Annotated in this window: 11 protein-coding genes; 7 read left to right on the top strand and 4 right to left on the bottom strand. The window is 60.6% G+C overall.

What is annotated here, in order from left to right; translation table 11 throughout:
* Positions 1 to 82: 82 nt before the first annotated feature.
* From AB4N84_RS23630 to AB4N84_RS23610, 5 genes are all read left to right on the top strand, one after another.
* Positions 83 to 1,108, top strand: coding sequence for an ABC transporter substrate-binding protein (locus AB4N84_RS23630; protein WP_460043451.1), 1,026 nt, complete (start codon positions 83 to 85; stop codon positions 1,106 to 1,108).
* On the top strand, positions 1,093 to 2,049 hold the full coding sequence (locus AB4N84_RS23625; protein ID WP_460043450.1) for an ABC transporter permease: 957 nt from the start codon (positions 1,093 to 1,095) through the stop codon (positions 2,047 to 2,049). The genes AB4N84_RS23630 and AB4N84_RS23625 overlap by 16 nt, the downstream gene beginning before the upstream one ends.
* A 6-nt stretch (positions 2,050 to 2,055) precedes the next feature.
* A complete protein-coding gene (locus tag AB4N84_RS23620; protein ID WP_460043449.1) occupies positions 2,056 to 2,871 on the top strand; it encodes an ABC transporter permease in 816 nt (271 codons plus the stop codon).
* Positions 2,868 to 4,019: an ABC transporter ATP-binding protein gene (locus AB4N84_RS23615; RefSeq protein ID WP_460043448.1), complete on the top strand. Its 1,152-nt coding sequence runs from the start codon at positions 2,868 to 2,870 to the stop codon at positions 4,017 to 4,019. Before AB4N84_RS23620 ends, AB4N84_RS23615 begins: the two co-directional genes overlap by 4 nt.
* A 213-nt stretch (positions 4,020 to 4,232) precedes the next feature.
* On the top strand, positions 4,233 to 4,871 hold the full coding sequence (locus AB4N84_RS23610; protein WP_460043447.1) for an START domain-containing protein: 639 nt from the start codon (positions 4,233 to 4,235) through the stop codon (positions 4,869 to 4,871).
* Between the two features lie 181 nt (positions 4,872 to 5,052).
* Here the strand turns inward: AB4N84_RS23610 and AB4N84_RS23605 are convergent, their stop codons facing one another.
* Positions 5,053 to 6,471 carry a purine-cytosine permease family protein gene (locus AB4N84_RS23605; RefSeq protein ID WP_460043445.1) on the bottom strand — a complete coding sequence of 473 codons (1,419 nt, stop codon included), beginning with the start codon at positions 6,469 to 6,471 and terminating at the stop codon, positions 5,053 to 5,055.
* Positions 6,472 to 6,840: 369 nt separating this feature from the next.
* Here AB4N84_RS23605 and AB4N84_RS23600 point away from each other — a divergent pair, with 369 nt between their 5' ends.
* The gene (locus tag AB4N84_RS23600) at positions 6,841 to 7,326 is read left to right on the top strand and encodes a flavin reductase family protein (protein WP_460043443.1); all 486 of its coding nucleotides are present in this window, start codon (positions 6,841 to 6,843) and stop codon (positions 7,324 to 7,326) included.
* 93 nt (positions 7,327 to 7,419) lie between these two features.
* Positions 7,420 to 8,457 (top strand): LLM class flavin-dependent oxidoreductase, encoded by a 1,038-nt coding sequence (locus tag AB4N84_RS23595; RefSeq protein ID WP_460043442.1) that lies wholly within the window; start codon positions 7,420 to 7,422, stop codon positions 8,455 to 8,457.
* Positions 8,458 to 8,533: 76 nt separating this feature from the next.
* On the opposite strand, the gene AB4N84_RS23590 is transcribed toward AB4N84_RS23595, so the two are convergent.
* From AB4N84_RS23590 to AB4N84_RS23580, 3 genes are all read right to left on the bottom strand, one after another.
* Positions 8,534 to 9,871: an ammonium transporter gene (locus tag AB4N84_RS23590; protein ID WP_460043441.1), complete on the bottom strand. Its 1,338-nt coding sequence runs from the start codon at positions 9,869 to 9,871 to the stop codon at positions 8,534 to 8,536.
* 193 nt (positions 9,872 to 10,064) lie between these two features.
* Entirely contained in the window at positions 10,065 to 11,399 is a 1,335-nt protein-coding gene (locus AB4N84_RS23585) for an FMN-binding glutamate synthase family protein (protein WP_460043439.1), read from the bottom strand.
* A gap of 15 nt (positions 11,400 to 11,414) precedes the next feature.
* On the bottom strand, positions 11,415 to 12,098 hold the full coding sequence (locus AB4N84_RS23580; RefSeq protein WP_460043438.1) for a GltB/FmdC/FwdC-like GXGXG domain-containing protein: 684 nt from the start codon (positions 12,096 to 12,098) through the stop codon (positions 11,415 to 11,417).
* Between the last annotated feature and the right edge of the window lie 10 nt (positions 12,099 to 12,108).

The following is a 12,108-nucleotide window of genomic DNA, read 5'->3' as shown; positions in this document are numbered from 1 at the left end:
TTTCCAGGTCCTATGGATCCACTGCTCCCGACAGGCGGGCAAGAAAAGCCCGCTCAAAAACACAACAAATGAGGGCGTGAAAATGGTGTTGATTCAACGTGCAACAGCGGTTCTGACAGCGGGTGTGTTGGCGCTCTCATGCCATGCGGCAATGGCGGCGGACAGTGTCAACTTCGTCAGTTGGGGCGGCTCCACTCAGGATGCGCAAAAGCAGGCCTGGGCCAACTCGTTCAGCAAAAGCACCGGCACTGCGGTCGTCCAGGATGGACCGACCGACTACGGCAAACTCAAGGCCATGGTCGAAAGCGGCAACGTGCAATGGGATGTGGTGGATGTCGAAGCGGACTTCGCCCTGCGTGCTGCCAGTGAAGGCCTGCTCGAACCCCTGGACTTCAACGTGATCAAGAAAGATCGCATTGACCCACGCTTCGTCTCGGATCATGGCGTCGGCTCCTTCTACTTCTCCTTCGTGCTCGGTTACAACGAAAGCAAGCTCGGCAAGGCCAAGCCCGATGACTGGGCCGCGCTTTTCGACACCAAGACCTACCCCGGCAAGCGCGCGCTGTACAAATGGCCAAGCCCTGGCGTGCTGGAACTGGCCCTGCTGGCCGACGGCGTACCGGCTGACAAGCTCTATCCGCTGGATCTGGATCGCGCCTTTAAGAAACTCGACACCATCAAGAAAGACATCGTCTGGTGGGGCGGTGGCGCACAGTCGCAGCAACTGCTGGCTTCCGGTGAAGCATCACTGGGCCAATTCTGGAACGGCCGTGTCTACGCGCTGCAGCAGGACGCCGCGCCAGTGGGCGTGAGCTGGAAGCAGAACCTGGTCATGGCCGATTTCCTGGTGGTGCCCAAAGGCGCGAAGAACAAAGACGCTGCGATGAAGCTGATCGCCGAGGCCGCCAGCGCCAAAGGTCAGGCTGACTTCTCTAACCTGACGGCCTACGCCCCGGTCAACCTGGACAGCGTGCAGCGCCTGGATTCGACCCTCGCGCCGAACCTGCCGACCGCCTACGCTAAGGATCAAATCACTCTCGACTTCGCGTACTGGGCCAAGAACGGTCCGGCCATCGCGACACGGTGGAACGAATGGCTGGTCAAATAAAAATGACGGCCATTGCGTCCCGTCAATCCAAACCGGTCGGTGGTGCATCCAGCACCGCCGGCGCGGCACCCGCTCAGGCCGTGACGATGAAGCAAAACACACCGTTGTCACAACGCTGGAAAGGCAGCCGCAACCTGCTGCCTGCCCTGCTGTTTCTCGGCCTGTTCTTTTTTGCGCCGTTGATGGGTCTGCTGCTGCGCGGCGTGCTGGAACCGACGCCAGGCTTGGGTAACTACGAGCAACTGTTCGCCAACTCGGCCTACGCCCGTGTGCTGTTCAACACCTTTTCGGTGGCCGGTCTGGTGACGCTGTTCAGCGTGCTGCTGGGCTTCCCGCTGGCGTGGGCCATCACCCTGGTGCCGCGCGGCTGGGGCCGCTGGATGCTTAACATCGTGCTGCTGTCGATGTGGACCAGCCTGCTGGCTCGCACTTACTCCTGGCTGGTGCTGCTGCAGGCGTCCGGGGTCATCAACAAAGCGCTGATGGCCATGGGCATCATCGATCAACCGCTGGAGATGGTGCACAACCTGACCGGCGTGGTGATCGGCATGAGCTACATCATGATCCCGTTCATTGTCCTGCCGTTGCAGGCAACCATGGCCGCCATCGACCCGATGGTATTGCAGGCCGGCTCCATCTGCGGCGCGAGTCCGTGGACCAACTTTTTCAAGGTGTTCCTGCCACTGTGTCGCCCGGGCCTGTTCTCGGGTGGTTTGATGGTCTTTGTCATGTCTCTCGGTTACTACGTCACCCCGGCGTTGCTCGGCGGTGCACAGGACATGATGCTGCCGGAATTTATTGTCCAGCAGGTGCAGTCGTTCCTAAACTGGGGCCTGGCCAGTGCGGCCGCTGCGTTGCTGATCGTGATCACTCTGGTGCTCTTCTACTTCTACCTCAAGCTGCAGCCGGAATCCCCGGTCGGCGCCAATAACGCGAGGTAAACCGCCATGCTCCTGACACCCAATGCCATGAGCCCGCGCCTGCGCTGGGGGCTGTATTCGGTCACCGGGCTGATTGCGCTGTTTCTGTTGCTGCCGATCGTGTTCATCGTGCTGTTGTCGTTTGGATCCTCGCAGTGGCTGGTGTTTCCACCGCCCGGTTGGACCCTGAAGTGGTATCAACAGTTTTTCAGTAATCCGGAATGGATGGCGGCGGCCTTCGCCAGCCTGAAAGTCGCCGTGCTGACCACGATCTTCGCTGTGGCCCTGGGTCTGCCCACCGCGTTTGCGCTGGTACGTGGCCGGTTCCCCGGCCGCGACATGCTCTACGGCATCTTCACCCTGCCGATGATCGTGCCGCTGGTGATCATTGCCGTGGCGGTGTACGCACTGTTCCTCAAGCTGGGCTACACCGGCACGCTGTTTTCCTTCGTGGTCAGCCACGTGATCGTCGCACTGCCGTTCACCATCATCTCGATCATCAACTCGTTGAAGCTGTTCGATCAGTCCATTGAGGACGCGGCCGTCATCTGTGGCGCGTCGCGTATCCAGGCGGTGCTCAAAGTGACCTTTCCAGCGATTCGTCCCGGCATGGTGGCCGGCGCGTTGTTCGCCTTTCTGGTGTCATGGGACGAGGTGGTGCTCAGCGTGATGATGGCCAGCCCCAACCTGCAAACCCTACCTGTGAAAATGTGGACCACCCTGCGCCAGGACCTGACACCGGTCATCGCCGTCGCCTCGACGCTGCTGATTGCCCTGTCGGTGCTGGTCATGTTTATCGCCGCGACCCTGCGTCGCCGCAACGAAGCGAGGATGCCTTCATGAGTGCTGTGATCAAAGACCCTGCACAACAACCCCAGACCCTGGTCAGCCTGCGCAACCTGAACAAGCATTACGGCGATTTCGCTGCGGTGGACGATATCTCGCTGGACATTCAGGACGGCGAGTTCCTGACCTTCCTCGGCTCCAGCGGTTCGGGCAAAAGCACCACATTGTCGATGCTGGCCGGCTTCGAAACGCCAAGCTCCGGTGAGATTCTGGTGGCGGGCAAATCCCTGGTGAACGTGCCCCCGCACAAACGTGACATCGGCATGGTCTTCCAGCGCTATTCGCTGTTCCCTCACCTGTCGGTGCGCGACAACATCGCGTTCCCGCTGGCCATCCGCAAGCTGGCGGCAACCGAACGCGACAAGCGCGTCGATGCCATGCTCAAGCTGGTGCAATTGGATCAGTTCGCACACCGCCGTCCTTCGCAACTGTCCGGCGGGCAGCAGCAGCGTGTCGCCATTGCCCGGGCACTGGTCTACGAACCACGCATTCTGCTGATGGACGAACCCCTCGGTGCGCTCGACAAGAAACTGCGTGAGGACCTGCAGGACGAACTCCGTCAGCTGCATCGTCGCCTGGGCATCACCATCGTCTACGTCACCCACGATCAGGAAGAAGCCATGCGCCTGTCCCAGCGCATCGCGATTTTCAGCCACGGCAAGATCGTCGGTCTGGGCAGCGGTTATGATTTGTATCAGAACCCGCCGAATGCGTTCGTGGCGTCGTTTCTGGGCAACTCCAACTTCCTCAAGCTGAAGGCCCAGGGCAATGGGGCGGCGCTGTTTGAAGGGCAGCCGTTGTCGATTCGACTGACCGCCGGCCTGCAGACGGATCAGGATGTGTTGCTGATGATTCGTCCGGAAAAAGCTCAGGCGTTGAGTGTCGACCAGGCCGCCGCGCAGCCGCTGCAGACCGGATGGAATGAGGTAAGTGCCCGGGTGGGCGAAGTGTTGTTTCTCGGCGAGAGCCAGACCTGCGCGGTGGTGACACAGGGCGGGACGGCGATGACGGTCAAGGCGCTTTCTGCTGCGGGAATGCCGCTGAAGACGGGTGATCAGGTTCGGGTGCGCTGGGCTACGGCGGATGCGTGTGTGTATACGCAATGGGCCGAGAGTGATTTGAACAAGGCGGCTGGGGCGCATTGATTGTTGCGACGGGTTGCTGGGTCAAAACGTTAGCGCCTGATGTCGCCGTCATGGGGCTTGGTTCTGCCTAACGGCAGAACCTAAAGCGGCGCCACCTGAGAGAGCGGAAATAGCCCCAACCCCCGCGCCAACCCGAAAACCCGAAAACCCTCACCAATCTCACCTATGCTCTGAGGCGTCGCGCACTGTACGTGCAGTCCCGGAGCCGCCCTCATGAAAAAACTGCCCGTCCTGTGCGCCCTGCTGCTGAGTGCCTGTTGCGCGTCAGCCGCTGCCGAAGACTGGCAGCTCGCAAAAGAAGAAGACGGCATCAAGGTCTTCCTCAGCCACTCGCCCACCTCCCAATATCAGAGTTTCCGCGGCGTAGCGCTGATCAAGGCTGACGTGGCAACGCTCAGTCATCTGCAAGAGAACCTGACCATCGCCTGCACATGGCTGTACGCCTGCGCCGACATGCGCTTGTTGAAGGTTGATGGCGACAGCACCTTCGTTTACCTGACCACCGCCCTGCCCTGGCCCGCCAACACCCGCGACATGGTCCTGCGGGTGCAGACCGAACAGACCGACGACGGCAGCGTGATAAGGCATCTGAGCGCAGTGACCGGCATGGAACCGGTGGTACCCGGATTGATTCGCGTCGAGCAGCTGCAGGGCGTCTGGCAGATGGTGCCAAAGGGCGAGCGGGAAACCGAAGTGACCTACCAGCTGCAGGCCGAACCTGCAGGGGACATCCCATCGTGGTTGGCGAACCGTTTCGTGATCGACGCGCCGATGGTGACGCTCAAGACGTTACGCGCCGTGGCAGAGCGGCAAGGTCGGTATTCGGCGGAGGTGGAGGCACGAAAACCTTGATGACAGGCTCTGCGCCTCGATCAGTTGTACGTGTCTGGGCACTGATTGGCCAGGAGATAGAGTCCCTGTGTGAGCTTGCTCAAGAAGAGGCCAGTACGGTCATCACGTCTTCAGCGATTGACGCTCATCATTCGTGAGCAAGCTCACTCCCACAGGGCAGGTGTTGCACTCAGGGAGATGTTTACTCCGCAAACCCCAACCGCGCCGCTTTGGCCTGCTCCACCCGACCCCGCGTCGCCAGGCAGTAATACAGCGGGCACGTCACCAGCAGCCCCACCAGCCACGACAGGTCTACACCGTCCAGATAATGGGCGTAGGGCCCGACGTACAAAGCGGTATTGGCAAACGGCAACTGCACGATGATGCCGATGAAGTACGCAATGATCGCATGGGGATTGAAGCGCCCGTAAATACCGCCATCCGCGCTGAAGATCGAGGCGATGTCGTAGCTCCCGCGTTTGATCAGATAAAAGTCGATCAGGTTGATCGACGCCCATGGCACCAGCACGATCAGCAACGTCAGGATCAGGCCGATGAACTGCGAAATGAAGTCGCTGGAGGCGCCCACCGCCGTCACACAGCAACCCGCCAGAATCACCGTCGCCAACGTCACACGGACCTTGATGCTCGGCGTCCAGTTGCCCGCGAAGGTCTGAATCGACGTGACGATGGCAAGCACTGCGCCATACAGGTTCAGCGCGTTGTGGCTGATGATGTTGAGCAGGAACAGCAGCATCAGAATCGGACCGAGAAACCCGGTGGCCTGCTTCACTGCGGCCATGGCCTCGGTGCCTTCAGGAGTCGCCAGCACCGCGACCGCACCGAAGCTGAACGACAGAATCGTCCCCAGCGTGGCGCCGAAATAGGTGGCCCAGAACGGTTTGGCAATGCCGATATCGCAGGGCAGATAACGCGAGTAATCCGACACATAGGGCGAGAAGCTGATCTGCCAGATGATCCCCAGGCAGACGGTCGCCAGCAAACCAGACAGGTTAAAACCGCCGCGCGTGAAGAAATCCAGCGGCAAATCCTGGCTGAAGATCATGATGAACCCGGCCAGCAGCGCCGCGCCCATGACCCAGGTGCCGATGCGGTTGAGGGTATGGATGAAGCGATAACCGATCACGCCGATGGCCGTGGCACTTAGCGCACCGATTACCACGCCCGCCGGCAGCGGCACGGCCGGCAGCATGCCATGGATCGACTGACCCGCCAGGACGATGTTGGAGATGAAGAAACCCACATAGATCAGCGCGGCGAAAAACACGATCAACAATGCGCCATAGCGACCGAACTGACCCCGGCTCTGGACCATCTGCGGGATGCCCATGCGTGGCCCTTGCGCTGAGGCCAAGGCGATCACCACCCCGCCGATCATATGGCCAAGCGCAATGGCGATCAGTCCCCACAGCAGATTCAAATGGAAGACCTGAACCACCATCGCCCCGGTGACGATGGGCAATGGCGCGATATTGGTACTGAACCACAGCGTGAACAGATCCCGTGCTTTGCCATGCCGTTCGGCCAGCGGCACGTAATCGACGGTGTGGTTCTCAATCAGAGGTGCCGCTTTGCAGTCGTGTGAATCGGAAGTAGTCATCGTTTCGCCTGAATTCTTGTCTTTGTGCGGAGCTAAAACCATGAAGCGATGGCGAGCCGAAGGCCACGCGCTGCACTTTTCAATGCCGTAAACCCTTCCCTGCCGTCACGAGCGACACAACCATATTATGGTATGCCAACAATTTACAACCGTCTGACGATGGGTTTCTGATCGATTACAAGGCTCAGAGCCTGCTGGAAAAACCGGTTCAGCCATGTCTGGAATGCCGCTCTGCGCGGGTTTTTAGCTGGGGCGGTGATGACTGGCCAGGGCCCGAGAAAAAGAAAAAAGGCTTGCACGATGAGTATTACGGTATACCATCAGACATACAAAACTCATCACCTTCGGCCTGACCGCAGAGGTAGCAAAATGATCGACGCAAACGCTTATAAGAACGTCATGGGCTCCTTCCCTTCCGGCGTCACGGTGATCACCACGCTCAACGACGATGGCGAAGTGGTCGGCTTGACGGCGAGCGCCTTCAGCTCATTGTCGATGGACCCGCCGCTGGTGCTGTTTTGCCCCAATTACAGTTCCGATTCGTACCCGACGCTGATCAAGAACAAACGTTTTGCCATTCACTTGCTGTCCGGCACCCAGCAGAGCGAAGCCTACGCCTTCGCCCGCAAAGGCAAAGACAAGGCCGCCGGCATCGAGTGGACGCTGAGTGAGCTGGGCAACCCGTTGCTGGCCAATGCCACCGCCATCATCGAGTGCGAGTTGTGGCGCGAATACGAAGGCGGTGACCACGCGATCATGGTCGGTGCGGTGAAGAACCTGATCCTGCCCGCGCAGCCCGCGAGCCCGATGGTCTACTGCCGCGGCAAGATGGGCGCCCTTCCCGCGCTGGCTTGACGCTTGAAGGCTGTAGCTGGACTCTATTACGGTATACCGACAAACGCCCGACCGTTTCGCAGCGGACGGTAAGAACAATCCGAGGTAAGCGTCATGAAATTTTCGTTGTTCGTACACATGGAACGCTGGGATGAGTCAGTCAGCCACCGCAAGCTGTTCGAGGACTTGACCGAACTGACGCTGATGGCCGAACAAGGCGGCTTCAGCACCGTGTGGATCGGCGAACACCACGCCATGGAATACACCATTTCGCCCAGCCCGATGCCGTTGCTCGCCTACCTGGCCGCGAAGACCACCACCATTCACCTGGGCGCTGGCACCATCATCGCGCCGTTCTGGCACCCGCTGCGGGTCGCCGGTGAATGCGCCCTGCTGGACGTGATCAGCAACGGCCGCATGGAAGTCGGTCTGGCCCGTGGCGCGTATCAGGTCGAATTCGACCGCATGGCGGGTGGCATGCCGGCTTCGGCAGGCGGTCAGGCATTGCGTGAGATGGTTCCGGTGGTCAAGGCGCTGTGGCAAGGCGACTACGCCCACGACGGCGAGATCTGGAAATTCCCCACGTCCACCAGTGTGCCGAAACCGATCAAGACCCCACCGATGTGGATCGCCGCCCGCGACCCGGATTCGCACAACTTCGCGGTGGCAAACGGCTGCAACGTGATGGTCACGCCGCTGATGAAAGGCGACGAAGAAGTCGTCGACCTGAAAAACAAGTTCGAAGCCGCGCTGGCCAATAACCCTGACGTGCCGCGCCCGCAACTGATGGTTCTGCGCCACACCCACGTGCACGCTGATAACGATCCTGAAGGCTGGAAAGTCGGCGCCAAGGCGATTTCGAAGTTCTACCGCACCTTCGACGCCTGGTTTGGCAACAAGACCACGCCGGTCAACGGCTTCCTCGCGCCAAGCCCGGAGGAGAAATTCGCCGAGCGTCCCGAGTTCGCACTGGAAAGCCTGCACAAGACCGCCATGATCGGCACCCCGGAAGAAATCATCCCGCGCATCAAGTACTACCAGGAACTGGGCGTGGATGAGTTCAGCTTCTGGTGCGACAACAGCCTGCCCCATGCCGAGAAAAAGAAATCGCTGGCGCTGTTCATCAAGCATGTGGTGCCAGCGTTTCGTTGATTGATTCACCATGAAAAAGCCCGGTCGAACGCCGGGCTTTTTTTGTGTCGCAAGTCTGTTGCAGGGGCACGAAAACTCAGTGGTTATACGCACGCTCGTTGTGCTCAGCCAGATCCAGCCCCATCTCCTCCACATGCTCGTCCGCACGCAAACCGATCACGACCTTGATGACTTTGAGGATGATCCAGCTCACCGCAAAACAGTACACCGTGGTGAACAGTACGCCTTTGATCTGCGCCACAACTTGACCACCCAGCGTCACGCCTTCCACCAGACCGCCCATCGACGGCACGCAGAACACGCCAGTCAGCACTGCGCCGATCATGCCGCCGATGCCATGCAGGCCGAACACGTCCAGGCTGTCGTCGTAACCAAAGCGCTTCTTCAATACGGTCACGCTCAGGTAACAGAACACGCCGCACAGCAAGCCGATCGCCAACGCGCCGCCGACACCGACGTACGCACACGCGGGTGTGATGCCTACCAGACCGGCCAATGCACCGCTGGCCAAGCCCAAGGCACTTGGCTTGCCGACCTTGAACCACTCGGTGAACATCCAGCCGAGAATCCCGGCGCAGGCGCCCAGTTGGGTGTTGAGCATGACGATCCCGGACAACCCGTTCAGCCCACCCCCTGAACCGATATTGAAACCGAACCAGCCGACCCACAGCATCGCCGCCCCGGCCATGGTCAGGCTCAGGTTATGCGCAGGCATCGGCGCGTTTTCGTAGCCCTTGCGCTTGCCCAGCATCAGGCACGCCGCCAGCGCTGCAACCCCTGCGTTGATGTGCACCGCGGTGCCGCCCGCAAAGTCCAGCACGCCCCAGTTGTGCATCAACGCGCCCGCCCCGCCCCAGACCATGTGCGCCACCGGCGCGTACACCAGGGTGAACCACACGGCCATGAACAGCAGCGCCGCAGAGAACTTCATGCGCTCGGCGAAGGCGCCGGCAATCAGCGCCGGGGTGATGATGGCGAAGGTCATCTGGAAGGTCACGAACACACCTTCGGGGATATCGCCCACCAGGCTGTCAGGTGTCATGCCCGCCAGAAACGCGCGGCTCAAGCCGCCGACGAAGCTGTTGAAACTGACCTGGCCTTCGACCATGTTCGTGGTATCGACGACCATGCTGTAGCCATAGATCACCCACAACACGCCTACCAGTCCGGCAATGCCGAAGCACTGTGTAAACAGTGACAGCATGTTCTTGGCCCGCACCAGCCCACCATAAAACAAGGCAAGGCCCGGTAGACACATGAACAGCACCAGCACCGCCGCCGTGACCATCCAGGCCGTGCTGCCGGTATTAAGGGTCGGGGCGTCGGCTGCATGGGCCAGGGGAATGCAGGCGCCGAGCGCCCCGAACGTAAAGAGAGACAAAAGAAGGGATTTGCCGGGTAGACGGTTAACCATTGTCGAAGCTCCTGCAATGAATGGAAAAGTGTCTGGCAGAAAGCGATGTGATGAAGCGTCGGGCCTGCTTGGCCTCTTTTTTGGTGTACCCCTGTAGGAGCGCGCTTGCCCGCGATAGCGCTGTATCAGCCAACACATGTGTTGCAGACAGGTCGTTATCGCGGGCAAGCGCGCCTACAGAATGAAACCGGGCTTAGTACTGCTGCCCCGGAATCCACGAAGTCCCTGCCAATGGCACTCGCGCCATGGCCGCGGACTCTACGGTCAATGCGACCAAGTCCTCGGGGTCGAGGTTGTGCAGGTGCGACTTGCCGCAAGCCCGGGCCATGGTTTGCGCTTCCAGGACCAGCACACGCAAGTAATTGGCCAGGCGACGGCCGCCCTCCACCGGGTCAAGACGCTTCGACAACTCCGGATCCTGCGTGGTGATGCCCGCCGGGTCGCGACCGTTCTGCCAGTCGTCATAGAAACCCGCGGCAGACCCGATCTTCTTCAGCTCTTCATCCAGACGCGGATGGTTGTCACCCAGCGCAATCAACGCCGCCGTACCGATGGCCACGGCATCAGCGCCCAGCGCCATCGCTTTGGCCACGTCGGCACCGTTGCGAATGCCACCGGAGACAATCAGCTGCACCTTGCGATGCATGCCCATCTCTTGCAGCGCCTGAACGGCCTGAGGAATGGCCGGCAGGATCGGGATGCCAACGTGCTCGATGAACACTTCCTGCGTCGCCGCCGTACCGCCTTGCATGCCATCGAGCACGATCACATCAGCACCGGCCTTCACCGCGAGTTTGACGTCGTAGTACGGACGGCTCGCGCCGATCTTCACGTAGATCGGTTTTTCCCAATCGGTGATTTCGCGGATCTCGGCAATCTTGATCGCCAGATCGTCCGGGCCGGTCCAGTCCGGGTGACGGCAGGCCGAACGCTGGTCGACGCCGATGGGCAAGGTACGCATACCGGCCACGCGCTCAGTCACTTTCATCCCCAACAGCATGCCGCCGCCACCGGGTTTGGCGCCCTGCCCCAGCACGATCTCGATGGCGTCCGCCTTGCGCAGATCATCCGGGTTCATGCCGTAACGGGACGGCAGGTACTGGTACACCAGATGCTGAGACTGACCGCGTTCTTCCGGGGTCATGCCGCCGTCGCCGGTGGTGGTGCTGGTCCCGGCAATCGTCGCACCACGGCCCAGGGCTTCCTTGGCGTTGGCCGACAGTGCCCCGAAACTCATGCCCGCGATGGTCACCGGAATTTTCAGGTGAATCGGCTTCTTGGCGAAGCGGTTGCCGAGGATCACGTCAGTGCCGCATTTCTCGCGGTAGCCTTCCAGCGGGTAGCGGGAAACGCTGGCGCCGAGCAGCAGCAAGTCATCGAAATGCGGCAGCTTGCGCTTGGTGCCACCGCCGCGAATGTCGTAAATGCCGGTTTCGGCGGCACGCTGGATTTCCTGGATTGTCAGGCGATCGAAAGTAGCCGACTCGCGCAGCACTGGCGGGGATTTTGGAGTATTGGACTCGCTCATGTTCTTGCTCCTGGATCAGTACGCGGAGGCGTTATCGACTTTGAAGTTGTACAGCTGACGGGCCGAGCCATAGCGCTTGAACTCCGACGCGTTCTCGTTGAACCCGGCGCGATTGAGCAGCGCTTGCAGCTCCTCGATGTGCTCGGCGCGCATCTCTTTCGCGATGCAGTCAGAGCCCAGCGACTCGACCTTGCCTTTGACATAGATGCGGGTTTCGTACAGCGAATCGCCCAGCGCATCGCCCGCGTCTCCGCAGACGACAAGACGACCGGCCTGGCCCATGAAGCAGCTCATGTGACCGATGCTGCCGCCGACCACGATGTCGATGCCCTTCATGGAAATCCCGCAACGGGCGCCGGCATCGCCTTCGATCACCAACAAACCGCCGTGGGCCGTGGCGCCAGCGGCTTGCGAGGCGCTGCCTTTGACGCGCACATAGCCCGACATCATGTTTTCAGCGCAGCCTACGCCGACGTTGCCGTGCACGGTGACCGAGGCTTTCTGGTTCATGCCCGCGCAGTAGTAACCGGCGTGGCCCTGGATATCCACGGACACCGCTTCGTTGACGCCGACGGCCAGGTTGTGGGCGCCGTTGGGGTGAGTCACCACCCACTCGCGTTCTTCAAGGTTCTTGACTTGATCGTGCAGCGCCTGGTTGAGGTCGCGCACACTGGCAGTGGAAAGATCGATGGTTTTCATGTGCGTGCTC

It is taken from the genome of Pseudomonas sp. S2_H01 (assembly GCF_054668305.1).
This window is presented reverse-complemented; position numbering and strand designations above follow the sequence as displayed.

Bases quoted from the DNA above. Each gene is read 5' to 3' on its own strand.
- AB4N84_RS23605 (WP_460043445.1), bottom strand. From the start codon at position 6,471: ATGACTACTTCCGATTCACACGACTGCAAAGCGGCACCTCTGATTGAG.
- AB4N84_RS23615 (WP_460043448.1), top strand. From the start codon at position 2,868: ATGAGTGCTGTGATCAAAGACCCTGCACAACAACCCCAGACCCTGGTC.
- AB4N84_RS23590 (WP_460043441.1), bottom strand. From the start codon at position 9,871: ATGGTTAACCGTCTACCCGGCAAATCCCTTCTTTTGTCTCTCTTTACG.
- AB4N84_RS23630 (WP_460043451.1), top strand. From the start codon at position 83: ATGGTGTTGATTCAACGTGCAACAGCGGTTCTGACAGCGGGTGTGTTG.
- AB4N84_RS23585 (WP_460043439.1), bottom strand. From the start codon at position 11,399: ATGAGCGAGTCCAATACTCCAAAATCCCCGCCAGTGCTGCGCGAGTCG.
- AB4N84_RS23595 (WP_460043442.1), top strand. From the start codon at position 7,420: ATGAAATTTTCGTTGTTCGTACACATGGAACGCTGGGATGAGTCAGTC.
- AB4N84_RS23600 (WP_460043443.1), top strand. From the start codon at position 6,841: ATGATCGACGCAAACGCTTATAAGAACGTCATGGGCTCCTTCCCTTCC.
- AB4N84_RS23625 (WP_460043450.1), top strand. From the start codon at position 1,093: ATGGCTGGTCAAATAAAAATGACGGCCATTGCGTCCCGTCAATCCAAA.
- AB4N84_RS23580 (WP_460043438.1), bottom strand. From the start codon at position 12,098: ATGAAAACCATCGATCTTTCCACTGCCAGTGTGCGCGACCTCAACCAG.
- AB4N84_RS23620 (WP_460043449.1), top strand. From the start codon at position 2,056: ATGCTCCTGACACCCAATGCCATGAGCCCGCGCCTGCGCTGGGGGCTG.
- AB4N84_RS23610 (WP_460043447.1), top strand. From the start codon at position 4,233: ATGAAAAAACTGCCCGTCCTGTGCGCCCTGCTGCTGAGTGCCTGTTGC.